Genomic DNA, 19,653 nt, shown 5'->3' with positions numbered 1-19,653 from the left:
CCGGCAACGCGTGAAGGGCCCCTCGCCTGGACGAGGGGCCCTTCTGCTGTGCGCCGCCAGGGACTCGAACCCCGGACCCGCTGATTAAGAGTCAGCTGCTCTAACCAACTGAGCTAGCGGCGCATGACTCCCGCCGTCCGCTTCCCGCGGTCGGCGACGACGAAAATACTACCCGGTCCGCGGGGGTGCTCGTGACCACCGGTGCGCGGGCCCCGGTGCGGCCCCTGGGCAGTGTGACGGCAGGACCTAGATCGCCAGCGACAGCAGGACCGGCGCCGCGTTCCGGTTCAGCTCGTCCGCCGCCCGGCGCAGCCGGTGGGCGTGCTCGACCGGCAGGGACAGGGCCAGGCAGCCCACGGCGGAGCCGGCCGTGATCGGGACGGCCGCGCAGACCGTGCCCACCGCGTACTCCTGGAGGTCGAGCACCGGCACGCTGGGCGGCTGGGACTCCAGCCGGGACAGCAGCAGCCGGTCGCTGGTGATGGTGCGCGAGGTCAGGCGGGCCATCTTGTGCCGGGCGAGATGGTCGCGGCGGCCCGCGTGGTCCAGCTGGGTCAGCAGGCTCTTGCCGACCGCGGTGGCGTGCGCCGAGACGCGGAAGTCCACCCACTCGTTCACCTTGGGCGTGGCCGGGCTGTCGGCGTACTGGGTGACGCTGACCTCGCCGTCCACGTACCGGCTGATGTAGACGGCCGCGCCCACCGAGTCGCGCAGCCGGTCCAGGGTGCGCTGGAGCTTGTCGCGCAGGGCCTCCTCGCGGCCGTGGGCCGAGCCCAGCCGGGCCAGGGCGTCCCCCGTGACGTACGCGCCGTCGGCGGTCTGCTCGACGTAGCCCTCGCGGCGCAGCATGCGCAGCAGCGGGGACAGCCGTTCCCGGTCCAGGCCGGTCTGCCGGGCGATCTCCGAGTCGGTGATTCCGGAGCTGTGCCGCGCCACGGCCTCCAGGGCGCGCAGGGCGTCCTGGGCGGAGTGGTGCGGCGCGGACGGCTTGTGCTGCAGCGCCACGGTGGTCTCCCCCTGCGCTTCGCTGGTAGGCCCCTGCCCCTGTCCCTGCCTGTGCCCCCGACCGGACAGCGGATCCCCTTCACGATAACCGCCAAAAGGCTTCGTGTGACGGGGTGTTGGCGAAGTTCCGGAGCCCTGGACTGGGCCGCTGGCCCGCTGGCATATGTCAGCGGCGTGCCCCAGCGTCCCGACCTCGGACGTTGGGGCACGCCGCGGTGCCCTCAGGGCGTCACAGGACCGCGCTCAGGAATTCCCGCGTCCGGTCGTGCTCCGGCTCGCTGAAGATCTTCTCCGGCGAACCCGCCTCGATGACCCGGCCGGAGTCGAACATCAGGACCTGGTCCGAGATGTCCCGGGCGAAGTTCATCTCGTGGGTCACGCACAGCATGGTGATGTCCGTGCTGCGGGCGATGTCCCGCAGCAGGTCGAGGACGCCCGCGACCAGCTCGGGGTCGAGCGCCGAGGTCACCTCGTCGAGGAGGAGCACCTTCGGGCGCATCGCCAGCGCCCGGGCGATCGCCACGCGCTGCTGCTGGCCGCCCGAGAGCTGGGCCGGACGGGCGTCGCACTTGTCGGCCAGGCCCACCATGTCGAGCAGCCCCTTGGCCCGCTCGACCGCCTCGTCCTTGGACATCCCGAGCACCGTGACCGGCGCCTCGGTGATGTTGCGCAGCACGCTCATGTTCGGGAACAGGTTGAACTGCTGGAACACCATCCCGATCTGCTTGCGGACCTCGCGCCGCTCCTTCTCGGTCGCCGGGAAGAGCTTCTGCCCGTCCACGGTGATCGTGCCCTCGTCGGGCTTGAGGAGCGTCATCAGCAGCCTGAGGATCGTCGTCTTGCCCGACCCGGACGGGCCGATCAGGGTGACGTGCTTGCCGGCGTCGACGGAGAAGTCCAGGTGGTCGAGGACGGTGTTGTTACCGAACCGCTTGGTGACCTGCTCCAGGCGTATCAGCTCGCCGGAGCTGCGCTCGGGGCTCTTCTCGGGATTGGGGAGAGTGTCAGTGGGCAAGGCGTCGCTCCAGGGCTCGCAGGGCAAGGGAGGCCAGGTAGGAGATGACGATGAAGGCCACGCCGATCACCGTCAGGGGCTCGGTGAACTGGAAGTTCTGCTGCGAGAACAGCCGTGCCTCGCCCAGCATCTCCAGCACCGTGATCGCCATCAGCAGCGGCGTGTCCTTCAGCATGGAGATCACGTAGTTGCCGAGGGCGGGCACCACACGGCGGATGGCCTGCGGCAGGATCACGGCCGTCCAGGTCCGCCCCACCGGCAGGTTCAGCGCCGTCGCGGCCTCCCACTGGCCGACCGGCACCGCCTCGATGCCGGCCCGGTAGACCTGCATCGTGTACGTCGAGTAGTGCAGCCCGATGGCGAGCACACCGGTGGTGAGCGCCGAGGCCGTCACCCCCCACTCGGGCAGCACGTAGAAGAGGAAGAACAGCTGCACCAGCAGCGGGGTGTTGCGCACGAACTCGGTGACCGCCCCCACGGGCCAGGTCACGAAGCGGGAGGGCACCCGCATCAGCAGCGCCCACACCAGACCGAGGACGAAGGAGACCAGCGACCCCAGGGCCAGGATCTGCAGGGTGACCAGCAGCCCGTCCCAGAAGTGCGGCATGAAGTCGGAGACCGCGCTCCAGTCCCACTTCATCGGACACCCCCGATCCCGGCCGGCTCAGGAGTGACGGCCTTGCTCTTCGCCGCCGCCTTCCCCACGCCCGCCTTCAGCTTCTTCTCCAGACCGCGCATCACCCGGGTGAGCAGGAACGCGATCACGAAGTAGATGAGCAGGATGTACGTGTAGATCTCCGCGCTCTCCTGCAGCGCCAGGCGCACCAGGTTGCCGCTGAACGCCAGGTCGCCCATGCCCATGATCGACACCAGGGCGGTGCCCTTGAGCAGTTCGATCAGCAGGTTGGAGAAGGGCGGGATCATCTCCGGCACCGCCTGCGGCAGCAGGATCAGCTTCATCCGCTGCCAGGGCGTGAAGCTGAGGGCGATGCCGCCCTCCTTCTGCGCCGGGTCGACCGCGGCGAGCGCCCCGCGCACGATCTCGGAGCCGTACGCCCCGTAGGTCAGACCGAGTGCCAGCGTGCCCGCCCACATCGGCACCAGCTGCCAGCCGAAGGCCGGGGGCAGCACGAAGAACACCCAGAAGATCATCACCAGCGCCGAGGTGCCGCGGAACACCTCGGTGTAGAAGCCCGCCAGGAAGCGGACGATCCACAGCCGGTGGGTGCGGCCGACGCCGATCACGAAGGAGACGGCGGTGGCCAGCAGCGCGCTGAAGAAGAGCAGCTGCACGGTGACCCACACGCCCTGGAGTACGAGTTCCCACAGTCCCGAGGTCATCCGCCGCACAGCTCCTTCGCGGTCAGATCGGTCATCTCGTTCTCGGTGAAACCGAAGGGCTTGAGGATGCGCAGCAGTTCGCCGCTCTTCTTGAGCTTCTGCAGCTCGACGTTGAAGGCGTCCCGCAGATTGGTCTCGTCGGGCCGGAAGGCGAAACCACCGCCGTCGACGTGCGGCTCACCGTCGACGATCGGCGCGAACGCCTCGGTCACCTCGGCCTTGTGGGACTTCTTCACCACCTCACGGGTGGTCAGGGCGGTGCCCGCGAAGACGTCCACGCGCCCGGACTCGACGGCGTTGAGTCCGGCCACCTGGTCGGGGACGATCAGGATGTCGTCCTCCTTGTACCCGTGCTCCACCGCGTAGGCGATCTCGGCGTAGCCGGTGCCGGTCGCGAACTTGGCCTTCTTCTCGACGACGTCCTCGTAGTTGTGCAGCCCCATCGGGTTGCCCTTGCGCACGATGAACGCGTCGAGCATCTGGTAGTCGGGGTCGGAGAAGATGACCTGTTGGCAGCGGTCGGGGTTGATGTACATCCCGGCCGCCACCACGTCGAACTGCTGCGACGCCAGACCCGGGATCAGGGAGCCGAACTCCGTCGGCACCGGCTGCACCCGGTCCACCCCGAGCCGCTTGAAGATGACCTTCGCCAGCTCCGGCGCCTCGCCGGTCAGCTCACCGTTCTTGTCGATGTACCCGAAGGGGATCTCACCCGCGATGCCGAGCCGGGCCACGCCCTGCGCCTTGAGCCGGTCGAGCAGGTCACCGCCCTTCACGTCCGAGGCCGTGGCCACCCGCGAGCATCCGGCCGCCCCCAGTGCGCCGAGCGCCGCGACCCCCGCGAGCAGCGACCGGCGAGTGGGCCCGGCTGTCCTGGTCCTTTGGTGGGATATGCCCCATGGAGGGGTTCTGTGTGGTGGAGCCATGGGCGCGCAGCTACCCGAAGCCGGTCGGGTTATGCCGATCTTTTTCAGTCCGAGACCTCGGCCCGGCGCCCTTGACCGCGGCGTTTCGGGGCACTGCCGTGGGGACTTGGCTGATCGCTCCATCGAAGTCTCGCTGGTCACGCGCGGAATCACGTGCAGGGCCCGGCTGCTGGACGACGGGATGGCCGCGGCCTGCAACGGCCTGTGGCGCACGGGAGCGGCGGGGGAGACGCTCAGCTTCCGGCGGGCGTGGGAGAGACGGGCACGCCCGCCTCGTACAGCGCGTGCGCGGCCCGCAGGACCAGGTCGTCCCGGTGACGGGCCGCCACCAGGTGCAGGCCGATCGGCAACCCGTCCCCGTCGGTGCCGACCGGGACGGTCGCCGCCGGCTGCTGGGTCAGGTTGAACGGGTAGGTGAACGGCGTCCACCCCGTCCACCGCCGCAGCCCCGACCCCTTGGGCACCTCGGCGCCCGCCTCGAACGCCGTGATCGGCAGCGTCGGCGTGACCAGCAGGTCGTACGCCTCGTGGAAGCGGCCCATCCGCCGGCCCAGCTCCATCCGGACGTCGACCGCGGCCAGATACTCCAGCGCCGAGTACCGCGCCCCCGTGCCGACGACGTCCCGCAACCCCGGGTCCAGCAGCTCCCGCTGCCCCGCCCTCAGCTGCTGCGCCGCACGGGCCGCCCCGCTGAACCACAGGGTGTGGAAGGCGTCCACCGGGTCGGTGAAGTCCGGGTCGGTCTCCGTCACGTACGCGCCCAGCTCCGCCAGCCGCTCCACACCGCGCCGCACCGCCGACGCCACCGCCGGACACACCGCCACCTGCCCGCCGAGCGAGGGCGAGTACGCCACCCGCAGCCCCCGCACCCCCTCGGCGAGGGCGTCCGTGTACGACCCCGGCGCCGGGCCCAGCGCCGACCAGTCCCGGGCGTCGGGCGTGCCGATGACGTCCAGCATCAGTGCCGCGTCCGCCGCGTCCCGGGTCATCGGGCCGACGTGCGCGAGGGTGCCGAAGGCGCTCGCCGGGTAGAGCGGCACCCGGCCGTACGTCGGTTTCAGGCCGAAGATCCCGCAGAAGGAGGCGGGGATGCGCACGCTGCCCCCGCCGTCCGTACCGAGCGCCAGCGGACCCGCCCCGCGCGCGACGGCGGCCCCCGCGCCCCCGCTGGAGCCGCCCGCGGTGCGGCTCGGGTCGTGCGGGTTGCGGGTCACGCCGGACAGCGGAGAGTCCGTGACGCCCTTCCAGCCGTACTCGGGCGTCGTCGTCTTGCCGAGGAACACCGCGCCGTGCTCGCGCAGCCGGGCGACGGAGGGCGCGTCCTCGTCCCAGGGGCCGTCCGGCGACACCGCGCGTGAGCCGCGCAGGGTCGGGTGACCCCGCATCAGCAGGATGTCCTTCACGGTGACCGGCACCCCGTCCAGCCGTCCGCCCGGTTCCCCGCGCCGCCACCGCTCCTCGGACCGCCGGGCCCGGTCGAGCGCCTCCTCGCCGGTCAGCCGGACGAACGCGTTCAGCTCCGGCTGGATCCGTTCGGCGCGATCCAGGGCCGCCCGGGTCACCTCGACGGGGCTGAAATCCCCCTTGCGGTAGCCGTCGACGAGCCGCACCGCGGTCAGCTCCGTGAGGTCGGTCATGCACCCTCCCGATCCAAGGGGTCGTCAGTGCCCGGGCACGTATCCACGCTTCTTGTCGACCACGTTCGCCAGGGGTCCGCCGGCCGCCCAGCTCTCGAACAACTCCACGAACTGCGCCCCGAGTTCGTCCCGCCAGCCGACCGTGTCCCCGCTCATGTGCGGCGAGACGATCAGGTCGGGGACCGTCCACAGCGGACTGTCGGGCGCGAGCGGCTCGTGGACCAGCACGTCCAGCGCGGCACCCGCGATCCAGCGCCTGGTCAGGGCCTCGGCGAGATCGTCCTCCACGACCAGCTGACCGCGCCCCACGTTCACGAACCGCGCCGAGGGCTGCATCATCCCGAACCGCCGGGCGTCGAACATGCCGCGCGTGTCGTCGGTCAGCGGCGCCGCCGCCACCACCCAGTCGGCGCGGGCCAGCAGCCGGTCCAGCTCGCCCGGCCCGTGGACACCGGGGCGGGCGGTGCGGCCGACCAGCGCGACCGTGATGCCCAGCGCCTTCAGCGTCTGCGCGATCGCCCGCCCGATCGGCCCGGAACCGACCACGCAGGCGCGGGTCCCGGCCACCCGCAGGGACTCGCGGTGCCGCCAGGTCCGCTCGCCCTGCAACCGCAGGGTGGTGGGCAGGTCCTTGGCCATCGCCAGGACGAGCGCGGCGACGTACTCGGCGATCGGCCGGTCGAAGACACCGCGGGCGTTGGTCACCACCGTGTCCGACCCGGCCAGCTCCGGACACATCAGATGGTCGACGCCGGCGCTCGCGGTGTGCACCCAGCGCGGGCGCGGTCCGTCGCCCGGCCACGCCTCGCGTACCGCGTGCGAGGTGAAGTCCCACACCAGCAGCACGTCGGCGTGGGGCAGCCGCTCGGCGAGCGTCGACGCGTCGGCGTGCTCGATCCGCGCCCGGCCGGTGAGCCGGCCCAGACGGGGAAGCGGCTCGGCGTCGAGCACGAGGACGGTGGGCGTCGTCGGCGGGGACGGGGGCGTGGTCATCGCGGTCTGTCTCCGGGGGTCGCGCGGAAGGACGCACGGGCGCGTCGCACGGCGGTCGCGGCAGCGCGTCGCACGGTGCTCGGAACGGGTTGACGGGGGACGGAACCGGCTGTCGACCTGGGAAGGACGCGGGCGGATCGACCACGCTCGCACCAGAACCCACCTTCGTCAACACGGCCTCCGTGACCACCTCCGGCGCGCTCCCGGACGCGCCGGCCGAGCTGCGCATACCGGTGATCTCGGCCAACCCAGTGACGATGTGGGCGGCGCTGTGCCGACTGGGTACCCGTGCCGTGGGGCCGTACCAGGCGCTGACCGACCCGTCGGCGCGCACCGGTCCCGTGGTGCCGGGGCCGGCCGGCCCCGCGGTGGCGGGCCCGGTCGGTCCGGCGGTGGCGGACATGCCGGGCGTCTCGGACGGCCCGGACACGGAACAGCAGCAGGAAGGGCGGACATGACAGCACTGGGATTCCTGTACCCGGGCCACTCCGGCGAGGACGACTATCCACGCATCGAGCAGCTCCTGGGCAGCGACATCCGGGTGGACCTGGTGCACACGGACACCGGCGAGGACGCGCACCGCGTGGACGCGCTCCTGGAGATGGGCTCACCGCGGCGGCTGGCGGCCGGCGTGGAGGAGCTGCGGCTGTCCGGCGCCGACGCGGTGGTCTGGGCCTGCACCAGCGGCAGCTTCGTGCACGGCTGGGAGGGCGCCCAGGAACAGGTGCGCGCGCTGGCCCGGTCGGCGGGCCTCCCGGCCTCCTCGACCTCCTTCGCCTTCGTGCACGCGGCGAAGGAGATCGGGGCCCGGCGGGTGGCCGTCGGCGCGACCTACCCGGACGACGTGGCCCGTCTGTTCGCGGACTTCCTCGGCGCCGCCGGCGTCGAGGTGACCGGCGTCGTCAGCTCCGGGATCGTCACGGCGGCGGAGGTCGGCACCTGGACCGAGGCGGAGGTGCTGGCCCTGGCCCGTTCCGCCGACCGCCCGGACGCCGAGGCCGTCCTGCTCCCGGGCACGGCCCTGCACACGGTGGCCCACATCCCCGCCCTGGAGAAGGAGCTGGGCAAGCCGGTCCTCACGGCCAATCAGGTGACCGTCTGGGAGGGGCTGCGCCTGGCCGACCGCCGGGTCAACGCGCCGGAGCTGGGCGCGCTGTTCACGCGGGAGCCGGTGGTGCAGGTCTGAGGCGACCGAGAGGGGGCCTCACGTGAGAAGCCCGGTCCCGCTGCTGCGGGACCGGGCTTCCTCATGGAGCGCTGGGCAGGCCTTGCACCTGCATTTCCCCACGGGAAGTGGGGCGTCTTTCCTTGGACCACCAACGCATCGCCGCTCGCGGGGAGTTGATCTCCTTGATCGGCAAGATGATCGTACCGCAGGACCGGCCGGAGTGCACATCGGCCGGGCGGGCGGGTGGCCACGCCGGCCGCCGACCGCAGCGGCTGTTCATGTATGTGTGCACCGTTCTTCATTCTGGACTTACCTGAAGTCTTGTCAGCCCTCGAAGCGGCCCCTATTCTCACGCCGAGAAAGCGCTTTCCCTCCTGGTCGTATTGACATGATCAGGACAACACGTTCGTTCCGGCATGTGAAGACGAATGGGGAGACCGACGATGAGACGACCAGTCGCGCTGCGACTCCACGCCGCGCTGGCCACGTTGGCCGTCGCGGCCGCGACCGGTGTGGTGCTGACGATGCCCGAGGCGGCGGCAGCGGCCAGTGGCGCCACCGGCTACGCGACCCAGAACGGCGGCACGACCGGGGGCGCGGGCGGCCAGACGGTCCGGGCCACCACCGGCACCCAGATCCACCAGGCCCTGTGCGGCCGCGCCGGCAGCAGCACCCCGATCACCATCCAGGTCGAGGGCACCATCAACCACGGCAACACCACCAAGGTGTCCGGCGACAGCTGCAGCACCGCGGCCGACAGGATCGAGCTGAAGCAGATCAGCAACGTCACGATCGTCGGGGTCGGCGGCGGTGCCGTCTTCGACCAACTGGGCATCCACATCCGGGAGTCCAGCAACATCATCATCCAGAACGTGACGGTCCGGAACGTCAAGAAGTCGGGCTCGCCCACCTCCAACGGCGGCGACGCCATCGGCATGGAGAGCGGCGTGCGCAACGTCTGGGTCGACCACACCACCCTGGAGGCCTCGGGCGGGGAGTCGGAGGGCTACGACGGCCTCTTCGACATGAAGGACGACACCCAGTACGTGACCCTGTCCTACAGCACCCTGCGCAACTCCGGCCGCGGCGGCCTGATCGGCTCCAGCGAGAGCGACCGCTCCAACGGCTACGTCACCTTCCACCACAACCTGTACGAGAACATCGACTCCCGCGCCCCCCTCCTGCGCGGCGGGATCGCCCACATGTACAACAACCACTACAAGAGCCTGAACGAGTCCGGCATCAACTCCCGGGCCGGCGCCAAGGCCAAGGTGGACAACAACTACTTCGAGGACTCCAAGGACGTCCTCGGCACCTTCTACACCGACCAGGCCGGCACCTGGCAGGTCAGCGGCAATATCTACGACAACGTCACCTGGTCCGAGCGCGAGGGCGACAACAACCCGGCCGGCCCGAACCCGACGTCCAACACCTCCGTCAGCATCCCGTACTCCTACGACCTGGACGCGGCCGACTGCGTACCGAGCGTCGTGAGCCAGACGGCGGGCGCCAACAAGGGGCTGAAGGTGTCGGACGGCAGCTGCACGCCGCAGAGCCCGGCCCCGACCACCCCGCCCACCTCACCGACCCCCACGGACCCGGGCCCGACCGACCCCGGCCCCACCACGCCACCCACGGGCACCAACCTCAGCCTCTCGGCGGGCGCCGACGGCTCCTCCAAGGCCTCCGGCACCAGCTACGGCAACGTCCGGGACGGCAACGCGAGCACCTACTGGTCCCCGGCCGGTGCCACCGGCTCCGTCTCGGTGAAGTGGGGCTCGGCCACCACCGTCTCCAAGGTCAACATCCGTGAGGCGGCCGGCTCGGCGGGCGCCATCCGGGCCTGGCGCATCATCAACCACGACACGGGTGCCGTCCTGGCCTCCGGCAGCACGGCGGGCGTCAGCAGCTTCGCCGCCACCTCGCTGAAGAAGATCACCCTGGAGATCACCGCCTCCAGCGGCTCGCCCCGGGTCGCCGAGTTCGAGACCTACGCCGGCTAGCGCACGGACCACCCCGGCAATGTTCCACCCCGCGTCCGGTCCGGCATCCCCGGGCCGGACGCCCACTTGCGCGGGCGCGGGACAATGGACGGTGGCCCACTCCACCGGGGTGCCCCGCCCGCGCGGGGAGGGCCGTCGTGACGTACGAGGAGGAGAAGACATGGCGGAGCCCACGCCGCGTCGGAACGAACCGCGGCTACGCCCCGCGCCCCTGCTCTTCGAGCCGGCGGAGGCGTCGGCCGACCCGGAGCACTTCTTCGACCTCGAGTCGATCGACGACCCCCGGGCCCTCCTAGACCGCGCGACCGAGCTGACCCAGGCGTTCCGGGCGGCGGCCGACCGGGCGATGGAGTTCCAGGCGGTCGCGGCGGCCCAGCTGGCCGATCCGCGCCGCTTCGACCGGCTGACGACCGCCGACATCGCCGAGCGGGCCGAGTGGACCGAGGACTACGCCAAGAAGATGGTGGAGTTCGGGCGGGACCTGATGCGCGGCGGCGATCACACCGACTAGCGCGACGGGCGCCGGCCGGTCTCCCACGGCTCCGACCGGCCCCGACTAGCACGAACGCATATGCCGAGCGGGTGGGCAAGATACTCCTGCCCCGGCCTTCCTGTCCCGGATTCCGGCAACCCAGCGGAGCCGTTCCTCACGCCGGGTAGATGTATGGGTCATGAGCAGCAGCACGCGCAACGTCACCCCGCACGTCGCACCCCACGCCTCGGAGGTCACCACCGACGGCGCCGCCTGGCTGGCCTCGGCGGGCGCGCACCCGCGCACCACGCTCGCGTTCTGGGAGGAGCGGCCCGAGGCCCCGGTCGTCCTGCCCTGCGGCTCCGCCTTCGACGTGGTGAGCGCGCCCGCGATCTTCGGGCGCCGGATGCTGGACCGGATGTGGGACGAGGGCCCGGGCTCGGGTCCCGTGGCCGAGTTCCGGGGCCGGATGCTCCTGTTCGCCGCGCCCGGCACGGCCCAGCGGCTGCCGTCGCTGCTGGAGTGGGAGGAGTGGAGCGCGCGGGGCCGGGACGGCGGCCGTACGGGCGAGGTGCCGCCGCTGCTGTGCCACGGCGCCGGGGACGCGGTGACGGTGCCGGCCCCCGTCGGCGGGTCCGCCCGCTCGGGCTCGCGCTGGCTGGTGGCACCGGACACGCGTCTGCCCTGGCTGCCGGGTCCGGAGATGCTGCTGTGGGCGGCCGTGCGCGCCGCCCGCGCGGCCGTGCGGATTTCGATTTTTCCTCCCGCCGACCAGGATGCTAATGTCTACGACGTCAGCAGGCGCCGCTAGCTCAGTTGGTTAGAGCAGCTGACTCTTAATCAGCGGGTCCGGGGTTCGAGTCCCTGGCGGCGCACGTTGTGTCGATGGCGGGGCTGGTTCGCGGTAGCGCGAACCAGCCCCGCCATCGTTGTTTCCCGCGGCGGAGGCGCGCGGAGGCGCGCGCGGCTCACCCCGGCGTGATCTGCACCGTCCAGGCCCCCGAGGCCGTCCGCCCCTCCACCGTCACCCGCACGTCCTCGCCCGGCACCGTGAAGCTCTCGCCGAGGGCGACCGGGGCGTCGGCGAGGGGCGGGTAGACCGAGTCCTCCCAGCACGCCTCGGTCTTCGGGTGGGCGTCGACCACCTGGATCGGCCCGTCCCCGGACCGGGCCCCGCTGTGCACCCGGTACACCAGCACCCCCGCCCGGCAGGCCGTGGCGTCGTTGCCGACCGGTCCCCGGGCCTCGAAGGCCAGCACGGTGTCCGGCCCGGTGCGGACCACCGCCAGTTTCGTGCCGTGTCCCAGGCCGAAGGCGGGCGCCCCGGCCGCGCCGGCCACCGCCACGCCCGGGCCCGCCCCCAGCGGCTCCAGCGTCAGGCGCACCGTCTCGCCGCCGCGCACACACGCCACCTGTCGGGGCTCCAGCCAGCCCAGCTTCCACTTGTGCCAGCCGAAGAGGTCCGGAGCGAGTCCGAACTGGCTGCCCATCAGGTCCCAGTCGCCGACGTGGGTGTCCCAGTCGCCCTCGTCGTCGGCGGGCCGGTGGTACAGATCGGGCAGGTCGAAGACGTGCCCCGTCTCGTGGGCCAGGACCAGCCGGTCCGGCGGGTGGTTCTCGAAGACGGTGACCACCCGCCGGATGTCGGTGCCGTCGGCCCGCAGCGGGGTGTCGAGGTTGACGACCTTCGTGGCGTCGGAGTCCACGCCGGGCGCGTCCGGGTCGGCGACGAAGTACACGATGTCGTAGCGGGAGAAGTCGACGTGCCCGTCGGCGGCCTCCAGCGCGTCGCGCAGGTAGGCGGCCCGGTGCCGCGGACTCCAGTCACGCCGTATGTCGTACGCCGTCGAGGGGCGCGGCATGGTGATCCAGGCGGGCAGCGGGTGCGGGCGCAGGGTGAAGGCACCGTAGGAGGCGCGCTGGAAGAAGCGGGTGGTGGCGGGGAAGTGGTCGGCGGCCAGCTCGGCCGGTGCCGTCAGCGGCTGGGAGTCGGGGAAGGACAGGAAGACCATCACGGCGTCCAGCGCCCGTGCCGGCTTCGGGTACGCGGTGTTCCAGGTGCTCAGGCCCTCGGAGTGGTGGACCTCAGTCCGCTGCAGGGCGCACGGCTCGGGGGAGAAGGGCTCGGCGGCCGACGGCGCGTTGATCAGGGAGGTCGCGGCGAGCGCCGACATGGTGGTGCACACCGCCGCCGTACTGCGCAGTCGCGTCCGGGACGCTCCCGACGCCCCCCGGTCCGCTCCGAGCCCCTTGAGAACCTCCCGGGGAAGTCGCCTCAGGGGGAGCTGGCGCGGCACATGGACCTCCGGGTGCGGATCGTCGGGACACCGCACCCAGCTTGTGGGTGATTGTCGTACTACGTCCTGTTCGCCTGCACCGGATGGGTGAGCCGTCCGGAATTTCGAGGGACGTCACCGGGTCGACGCCTGTATGTCACTTACGCAACGTCACAACTGGTCGGGGGCGTGAAGGACTCGTCCAGGTGTGAGCAGAAACGATCAGGCGCGGGGGTCACCCGGTCGGGAACCCGGGGCGGCGGCTGGAAGGGGTTCGTGCCAGCCTCTATGATCGGCACACTTTCCTGCACGAACAGAGCACGAACAGAGATCGAGGCACTGCGGGAGCGAGCGGTGAACGGAACCTCCGAAGGGCCGGCGCCCGCGGCAGACCTCGCCCGGTCCGCCGTCACGGACAGTGACAAGAGCCTGGCTCCTCGTGCGCCGTGCGCGGGGTCCGCGGCCTACCGCTCGGCGTTCACGGCCGCCCCTCTCGCCATGGCCGTCGTCGACGCCGAGGGCCTGGTCGTCAGCGCCAACGACACGCTGGGCACCCTGCTCGGCACCGACCCGGACGCGCTGGCCGGCCGTGCCGCCGCCGACCTCGTCGACCTCGCCTCCGACACCGGCACCTGGCAGGCGTACCGCGAGGTGCTGTCCGGCCGCCGGGCCCGGCTGCGCTGCACCCGGCGGCTGAAGGGGGCCGACGGGCACTCCCTGTGGGCGCAGGTGACGGTCGAGCCGCTGGCCGAGGCCGAGGGCGCGCCGGGGCTGCTGCTGTCGGTCGCCGACATCAGCGCCCGGCGCGAGCTCCAGGCCCGGCTGCGCCACCTCCAGATGCACGACCCGGTCACCAGGCTGCCCAACCGCGCCCTGTTCTTCGAGCGGCTGACGGCGGCGCTGGAGGCGGACTCCTACGAGCACGGCGGCACCGGCCGGATCGGCGTCTGCTACCTGGACCTGGACGGCTTCAAGGCCGTCAACGACACCCTCGGTCACCGCGTCGGCGACCGGCTGCTGGCCGCCGTCGCCGAACGCCTCACGCGCTGCGCCGAGGAGGCCGCGCACGCCCGGTCCGGCGCACCGCTGGTGGCCCGGCTCGGCGGCGACGAGTTCGCCCTGCTCGTCGAGGACTCCACGGGCACCGATCAACTCGCCGACCTGGCCGAATCGGTACTGGCGGCCCTGGAGGCGCCCTTCGAGGTCGCCGACCGACGCCTCTCGGTCACCGCCTCGGTCGGCGTCGTCGAACGCCACACCGCCGGCACCACGCCGACCGCCCTGATGCAGGCGGCGGACACCACCCTGTACTGGGCCAAGGCCGACGGCAGGGCCCGCTGGACCCTGTTCGACCCGGAGCGCAACGCCACCCGCATGACCCGCCAGGCGCTGGCCGCCACCCTCCGCCCCGCCATCGACCGCGGGGAGTTCGCCCTGGAGTACCAGCCGCTGGTCGGCATGGAGGACGGCCGGGTGCGGGGCGTCGAGGCGCTCATCCGCTGGAATCATCCTCAGTTCGGCGTACTGGCGCCGAATCGGTTCATCGCACTGGCGGAGGAGGACGGTTCGATCGTTCCCCTGGGCCGCTGGATCCTGCGCACCGCCTGCCGGCAGGCCCGCAGCTGGCAGCTGGCCCACCCGGACGAGCCCCCGATCTTCGTCAGCGTCAACGTCGCGGTCCGCCAGGTGTGGGACTCCGACCTGGTGGCGGACGTGGCGGCGACCCTGGAGGAGACCGGGCTGGCGCCGGAGCTGCTGCAACTGGAGCTGACGGAGTCGGCGGTCATGGGCTCGGCGGGCCGCCCGCTGCAGGCGCTCAAGGCGCTCAGCGACATGGGCGTCCACATCGCCATCGACGACTTCGGCACCGGCTACTCCAACCTGGCCTACCTCAGCCGGCTGCCGGTCTCGGTGCTGAAGCTGGACGGCGCCTTCGTGCGCGGCTTCCAGTACGACGGCGGCGGCGCCCCGGTGGGGGGCGCCGGAACGGCCGCGGGCGCCGACGGACCGGCGACCAGCCCCGCCGACGAGGTCATCGTCGAGGCGATGGTCCAGCTCGCCCACCGCCTCGGTCTCACCGTCACCGCCGAGTGCGTGGAGACGTCGGACCAGGCGAGCCGCCTGCGCCGCATCGGCTGCGACACCGGCCAGGGCTGGCTCTACTCCCGGCCGGTGGCGCCGGACCGCATCTCCGCCCTGCTGGGCTCCGCCGGGCCCGGCGCGGCCGGGGTTCAGGCGGGCGTCGGCAAGCCGTAGGCGTCGGCGATCAGCTCGTAGGAGCGCAGGCGCACGTCGCCGCCGTGGGCGTTGGCGGTGAGCATCAGCTCGTCGGCGCCGGTGCGCTTGTGGAGGTCGTCGAGGCCGGCGCGCACCTCGTCGGCGGTGCCGTGGATGACGTTGGAGTTCCAGGACTGGACGAACTCCTGCTCCATCGGGCTGAAGTCGTACGCCTCCGCCTCCTCCGGCGTCGGCACGAGCCCGGGGCGACCGGTGCGCAGCCGGACCATGTTCAGCGCGGCGGCCAGCACCTGGCGGCGGGCCTCCTTCTCGTCGTCGGTGGCGAGCGCCGAGACGCCGATCAGGGCGTAGGGCGCGTCCAGGACCGCGGACGGGCGGAACGACTCGCGGTACAGGTCCAGCGCGGGGATCGTGTTCTGCGCGGAAAAGTGGTGCGCGAAGGCGAAGGGCAGACCGAGGGTGCCGGCCAGCCGGGCGCTGAACCCGGAGGAACCGAGCAGCCACACCGGCGGCCGGTGGGCCGACTGCACGCCTCCGGGGGAGGTGGCCTGCACGGGGCCGGGGACGGCGTGGATGCGCCGGTAGGGGTGCCCGTCGGGGAAGTCGTCGTCCAGGAACCGGATCAGCTCGGCGAGCTGCTGCGGGAAGTCGTCGGCGCCCTCGTTCAGCCGGTCGGTGCGGCGCAGGGCGGCGGCGGTGGCGCCGTCGGTGCCGGGGGCGCGGCCGAGACCGAGGTCGACACGGCCGGGGGCCATCGCCTCCAGGGTGCCGAACTGCTCCGCGATGACGAGCGGGGCGTGGTTCGGGAGCATGACGCCGCCCGAGCCGAGCCGGATGCGGTCGGTGTGCGCGGCCAGGTGGGCCAGGATCACCGCGGGGGAGGAGGAGGCGACCCCGGGCATCGAGTGGTGCTCGGCGACCCAGTACCGGTGGAAGCCGCGGCTCTCCGCGAGGCGGGCGATGTCCACGCTGGTGCGCAGGGCGTCGGTGGCGGTGCGGCCGGCGCCCACGGTCACCAGGTCCAGCACGGAGAGGGGGACGGGAGCGGTGCCGTGGGCGGCGCCCCGGATCTCCTCGGCGGTGCCTGCGGCGTCTGGGGCCATGGTGGGGTGCCTCCCGGGTGTCACGTTCGGTGTCGTTCGCTGCGCGTCGTAACAGGAGGGTGTCTCCGGTTATTCCCGGCGTGTTGTTCCCGGCGTGCGGGTGCGCCGGGAACCCCTGCGGTCCCGCAGGGGTTCCCGGGGTCGCGTGCGGTGGGGTCCGGGCTGGGGGCCGTCGCGTTCGCCGCCGGGCTCGGCCGCCGCCTCGCGGAGGCGGTGCTGCGGCGGCCGGCTCGGTCGGGGGCCCGGCGCGCGGGACTCTCGGAGGTGGTGTCGGTCAGTCGACCGGTGCCACCCGGATCAGGTTGCCGTCGGGGTCCGCGACGACGAAGGTGCGGCCGAAGACCTCGTCGTGCGGAGGCTCGACCTCGGTGGCGCCCTTGGCGGTCCACACGGCGTGGAGCTCGTCGACGGCGGACGCCGGGCCCGGGAGCATCAGGCCGATCTCCGAGGTGCGCGGCGTCTGCCGGCCGAGCCGGTCCGACTGGCCGCTCCAGAGCGCGAACACCACTCCGGGCGCGACCTCGAAGGGGATGTAGCGCGGGGTGACCATCATCGGCTTCATGTCGAACAGGTCCGAGTAGAAGGCGGTCGAGCGCTCGGCGTCGGTGACGTAGACGAGGAAGAGGTTGGGCGCGGACATGGGTGGCTGACTCCTTCCGGGCCGGAGGTTCCGGCCGTCGGTGTCAGCCTCGCGTGGGAACATGACAGGGTCTGTCCTGTTCAAGGGGGAAGGCGTGGCATGGGGCGACCGCAGCGGTTGATCGAGCTTCTGGCGGCGTTGCAGGCGCACCCGCGGACCACCGCCGAGGCGCTGGCCGGGGAGCTGGGGGTCTCGACGCGGACGGTGCTCCGCGATGTGCGGGCGCTGGTCGACGCGGGCATCCCCGTCTTCACCGAGCGGGGCAAGTACGGCGGGATCAGTCTGCTCCCCGGTGACCAGGCCGACCTGTCCAAGCTGACGACCGGAGAGGCGGATCTGCTGCGGGCCGTCGGGCTCGATCCCGACCGGGCCCGCCGGGTGGGCGGCGAGGCGGCGGCCCGGTCGGCGCTGCGCAAGCTCACGCCGCGCCGCTCGCCACCGCCCACCCGGGACGACCTGCCGCTGTCGCTGACGGACGTGATCGCCATCGACAACCGCCCCTGGTTCGGGGAGGCGGCCCCCCTGCCCGACGTCGCGGCGCTGGTGCGGGACGTGCGCACGGGGAGGCGGCTGCGCATCGGGTACCGGCCCAGCGGCGCGGCGTCCGCCGAGGAGTACGTGGTCGATCCCTACGGGCTGGTGGAGCGGGCCGGCCGGTGGTATCTCGTCGGCGACCGTGACGGGCGGCCCCGCATGTTCGCGCTCACCCGCCTGCGGGACTGGACGGTGCTGGACACCGCCCGGCGGCTCAGGCCCGGGGCCGACCTCGCCGCGACGGCACGGGAGTTGGGCCAGGCGCTGGAGAGCAGGGAGGAGGTCGTCGTCACGGCACGTCTCGACGGTGCGAGCGTCGACCTGGCCCGCCGCATTCTGGGTGCCCGCCTCCGGACGGTGGGCGACCGGCAGGACGGCGACGGCCGGGTCGAGATCACCGTGGCGTACGGCGCACTGGACGGAGTGCGGCAACTGCTCCAGTTCAGCGACCACATCGAGGTCGTCGCCCCGGAGCCGGCCCGTCGGCTGATCCACCGGCTCGCGGCCCGCACCGCTCGCACTCACCGGCCCCCGACCGCCGACACCTCCCCTTGAGTTGCCGGCCCACCTCTTCTTCGAGCGGCCCGAGGGCAGGACGCGGTGAGGTGAGCGCGGGTCAGGGCGCGACGTCCTCCAGCGTCCGGCCGCTCGTCTCCTCCGCGCCGGCCGCCGCCGACAGCGAACCGACGAGGGCGACGGCCGCCAGGGTGACGAACACCGTGCCGATGGCGCCCCCCGCGTAGATGGCACCCACCACGATCGGGCCGAGGATGACGCCCAGGCGGTTCATCGCGCCGCCCACGCTGGAGCCCAGGGCCCTGATCCGGGTGGGGAACAGCTCCGGCGTGTAGAGGTAGAGGCAGATGTTGGAGCCGAAGAGGAAGACGGCGGCCAGGGACGTCCAGGCGAGGACGCCCGTCGCCGAGTCGCCGCCCGTCAGGCCGAGCAGGAGCAGGCAGAGCGCGGCCGCCGCCATGCACCAGATCACCGTGTTGCGGCGGCCGACCCGGTCGACGGTGAGGGCGACGATCAGACAGCCGGCCAGACCCGCGCAGCTCGTCACGGTGGAGTAGAGGAGCGCCGTGGACAGGCCGAGGTCGAAGTGGTCCTCGTAGATGGTCGGCAGCCAGGACGTGATGCCGTAGTTGGCGAAGTAGCCCGTGAACCACAGCAGACCGATGACGAGGGTGCGTTTGCCGTACCTTCCGGTCAGCAGTTCGCGCAGGCCGCTCTTGCCCGGGGCGGGCGGGGCGGGGCGCGCCGGGGCGGGGGCGGGCAGCGGGGCGCCGGTGATCCGCTCGACCTTCTCCTCGATCGACGCCATCGTCGCCAGGGCCTCGTCGTGCCGGCCGTGGTCGGCGAGCCAGCGCGGCGACTCGGGCACCCAGCGGGCGAGGGCGAGGCAGAGCAGGCCGGGGACCGCGGCCAGGCCGAAGACCCAGCGCCAGCCGAGCACCGGCACCAGCCAGGCGGCCAGGAGGGCGCCCGCGGTGAGGCCGGCCGGGAAGACCAGCTCGTACAGGAGGACGAAGCGGCCCCGCTGGTGGGCGCGGGTGATCTCGGCGATGAAGGTGGCCGCGATGGGCACCTCGCCGCCGATGGCCATGCCCTGCACGAAGCGGATCGCCATGAAGGGCTCGGGGGAGGTGCACAGGATCAGGGCGAGGTTGCAGACACCGGACAGCGCGATGCAGCCGGCGATCACCTTCACCCGGCCGATGCGGTCCGCGAGTCTGCCCGAGGCCAGCGCGCCGATGAGCATGCCGATCGAGCCGACCGTCATCAGGGCGGTGACCTGCGAGGTGCCGAGGTGCCACTCGTCGCGCAGGTCGGGGAGGGCGTACGCGATCAGGAGCTGGTCGAAGGCCTCGAAGAAGGTGACGGCGCCGACGACGAGCCGGACCATCACCTGCCAGCGGCACAGCGGCAGGCGTTCGAAGCGGGCGCCGATGGCGGCCGCGAGCGCGGCGGAGTCGCCTTGTGGGCCCGGGGTGGCGCGGGCTGCGTCGATCGTCATGGGTGTGTTCTCCGGTTCGGGACGCACGGCACGGCGGAGCAACCGCGTACCGGGCGGCGATGAGGGCTGGAGAGGTGCGGCGAGGACGAGACGGGCGGGCCGCGCGGGCGGTGCCGCCGACCCACTTATGTAGGCGCTGAATGTCTCAGGGCTTAAGTTCTACCGGTAGTCGGTCGAGGTTAGGCAAGCCTTACTCCTGACGTCGCGACAAATTCATCGCGCCCGGTCCCTTGCGGGCCAATTAGTTAAGCCCTTAGATTTCTAGCGCCTAGACAAGCGGTTCGG

The 19,653-nt window shown here is 72.3% G+C and carries 17 protein-coding genes, 2 tRNA genes and 1 pseudogene; 8 read left to right on the top strand and 12 right to left on the bottom strand.

The window, feature by feature from the left end; all coding sequences use genetic code 11:
• Positions 1-49 precede the first annotated feature (49 nt).
• From ACFZP7_RS13500 to ACFZP7_RS13465, 8 genes are all read right to left on the bottom strand, one after another.
• Positions 50-123 (bottom strand) — tRNA-Lys (locus ACFZP7_RS13500).
• A gap of 123 nt (positions 124-246) precedes the next feature.
• Positions 247-1,005: an IclR family transcriptional regulator gene (locus tag ACFZP7_RS13495; RefSeq protein WP_019325597.1), complete on the bottom strand. Its 759-nt coding sequence runs from the start codon at positions 1,003-1,005 to the stop codon at positions 247-249.
• A gap of 229 nt (positions 1,006-1,234) precedes the next feature.
• On the bottom strand, positions 1,235-2,020 hold the full coding sequence (gene ehuA / locus ACFZP7_RS13490; RefSeq protein ID WP_385634499.1) for an ectoine/hydroxyectoine ABC transporter ATP-binding protein EhuA: 786 nt from the start codon (positions 2,018-2,020) through the stop codon (positions 1,235-1,237).
• On the bottom strand, positions 2,010-2,660 hold the full coding sequence (gene ehuD, locus ACFZP7_RS13485; protein ID WP_019325595.1) for an ectoine/hydroxyectoine ABC transporter permease subunit EhuD: 651 nt from the start codon (positions 2,658-2,660) through the stop codon (positions 2,010-2,012). The genes ehuA and ehuD overlap by 11 nt, the downstream gene beginning before the upstream one ends.
• Positions 2,657-3,361 (bottom strand): ectoine/hydroxyectoine ABC transporter permease subunit EhuC, encoded by a 705-nt coding sequence (ehuC, locus tag ACFZP7_RS13480; RefSeq protein ID WP_127440939.1) that lies wholly within the window; start codon positions 3,359-3,361, stop codon positions 2,657-2,659. Before ehuC ends, ehuD begins: the two co-directional genes overlap by 4 nt.
• Positions 3,358-4,287, bottom strand: a complete 930-nt coding sequence (gene ehuB / locus ACFZP7_RS13475; RefSeq protein WP_228898455.1) for an ectoine/hydroxyectoine ABC transporter substrate-binding protein EhuB — start codon at positions 4,285-4,287, stop codon at positions 3,358-3,360. Before ehuB ends, ehuC begins: the two co-directional genes overlap by 4 nt.
• Positions 4,288-4,520: 233 nt before the next feature.
• A complete protein-coding gene (locus ACFZP7_RS13470) occupies positions 4,521-5,924 on the bottom strand; it encodes an amidase (protein WP_385634498.1) in 1,404 nt (467 codons plus the stop codon).
• 24 nt (positions 5,925-5,948) lie between these two features.
• Positions 5,949-6,917: a D-2-hydroxyacid dehydrogenase gene (locus tag ACFZP7_RS13465; protein WP_030969672.1), complete on the bottom strand. Its 969-nt coding sequence runs from the start codon at positions 6,915-6,917 to the stop codon at positions 5,949-5,951.
• A 209-nt stretch (positions 6,918-7,126) separates the two neighbouring features.
• Between ACFZP7_RS13465 and ACFZP7_RS13460 the strand changes: the two are divergent.
• From ACFZP7_RS13460 to ACFZP7_RS13435, 6 genes and pseudogenes are all read left to right on the top strand, one after another.
• Positions 7,127-7,375 (top strand): annotated as a pseudogene (locus tag ACFZP7_RS13460) (decarboxylase); the annotation flags it as partial.
• A complete protein-coding gene (locus tag ACFZP7_RS13455) occupies positions 7,372-8,103 on the top strand; it encodes an aspartate/glutamate racemase family protein (RefSeq protein WP_127440936.1) in 732 nt (243 codons plus the stop codon). The pseudogene ACFZP7_RS13460 and the gene ACFZP7_RS13455, both read left to right, overlap by 4 nt.
• A 425-nt stretch (positions 8,104-8,528) precedes the next feature.
• A complete protein-coding gene (locus ACFZP7_RS13450; protein WP_127440935.1) occupies positions 8,529-10,088 on the top strand; it encodes a polysaccharide lyase family 1 protein in 1,560 nt (519 codons plus the stop codon).
• 160 nt (positions 10,089-10,248) lie between these two features.
• Complete coding sequence (locus tag ACFZP7_RS13445) at positions 10,249-10,599, top strand: hypothetical protein (RefSeq protein WP_019325587.1); 351 nt, start codon at positions 10,249-10,251, stop codon at positions 10,597-10,599.
• Between the two features lie 160 nt (positions 10,600-10,759).
• A complete protein-coding gene (locus ACFZP7_RS13440) occupies positions 10,760-11,371 on the top strand; it encodes a bifunctional DNA primase/polymerase (protein ID WP_086875669.1) in 612 nt (203 codons plus the stop codon).
• A tRNA-Lys gene (locus ACFZP7_RS13435) sits at positions 11,362-11,435 on the top strand. Before ACFZP7_RS13440 ends, ACFZP7_RS13435 begins: the two co-directional genes overlap by 10 nt.
• Before the next feature lie 93 nt (positions 11,436-11,528).
• Here the strand turns inward: ACFZP7_RS13435 and ACFZP7_RS13430 are convergent.
• Complete coding sequence (locus ACFZP7_RS13430; RefSeq protein ID WP_385634497.1) at positions 11,529-12,734, bottom strand: M6 family metalloprotease domain-containing protein; 1,206 nt, start codon at positions 12,732-12,734, stop codon at positions 11,529-11,531.
• 456 nt (positions 12,735-13,190) lie between these two features.
• On the opposite strand from ACFZP7_RS13430, the gene ACFZP7_RS13425 reads away from it, so the two are divergent.
• The gene (locus ACFZP7_RS13425) at positions 13,191-15,092 is read left to right on the top strand and encodes a putative bifunctional diguanylate cyclase/phosphodiesterase (protein WP_385634496.1); all 1,902 of its coding nucleotides are present in this window, start codon (positions 13,191-13,193) and stop codon (positions 15,090-15,092) included.
• Here ACFZP7_RS13425 and ACFZP7_RS13420 read toward each other — a convergent pair.
• Complete coding sequence (locus ACFZP7_RS13420) at positions 15,068-16,177, bottom strand: LLM class flavin-dependent oxidoreductase (protein WP_019325584.1); 1,110 nt, start codon at positions 16,175-16,177, stop codon at positions 15,068-15,070. The two genes, ACFZP7_RS13425 and ACFZP7_RS13420, sit on opposite strands and share 25 nt — an antisense overlap.
• A 274-nt stretch (positions 16,178-16,451) precedes the next feature.
• Positions 16,452-16,817: a VOC family protein gene (locus ACFZP7_RS13415; protein WP_031014245.1), complete on the bottom strand. Its 366-nt coding sequence runs from the start codon at positions 16,815-16,817 to the stop codon at positions 16,452-16,454.
• Positions 16,818-16,916: 99 nt separating this feature from the next.
• On the opposite strand from ACFZP7_RS13415, the gene ACFZP7_RS13410 reads away from it, so the two are divergent.
• Entirely contained in the window at positions 16,917-17,906 is a 990-nt protein-coding gene (locus ACFZP7_RS13410) for a helix-turn-helix transcriptional regulator (protein ID WP_385634495.1), read from the top strand.
• A 61-nt stretch (positions 17,907-17,967) separates the two neighbouring features.
• On the opposite strand, the gene ACFZP7_RS13405 is transcribed toward ACFZP7_RS13410, so the two are convergent.
• Entirely contained in the window at positions 17,968-19,368 is a 1,401-nt protein-coding gene (locus tag ACFZP7_RS13405; RefSeq protein WP_192340764.1) for an MFS transporter, read from the bottom strand.
• Positions 19,369-19,653: the final 285 nt, after the last annotated feature.

This window comes from Streptomyces sp. SudanB5_2050, from assembly GCF_964272335.1.
Classification (GTDB): Bacteria; Actinomycetota; Actinomycetes; order Streptomycetales; family Streptomycetaceae; genus Streptomyces; species Streptomyces rochei.
Note: the sequence above shows the minus strand (reverse complement) of the source record. Positions and strands in the feature narration are given on the sequence as shown.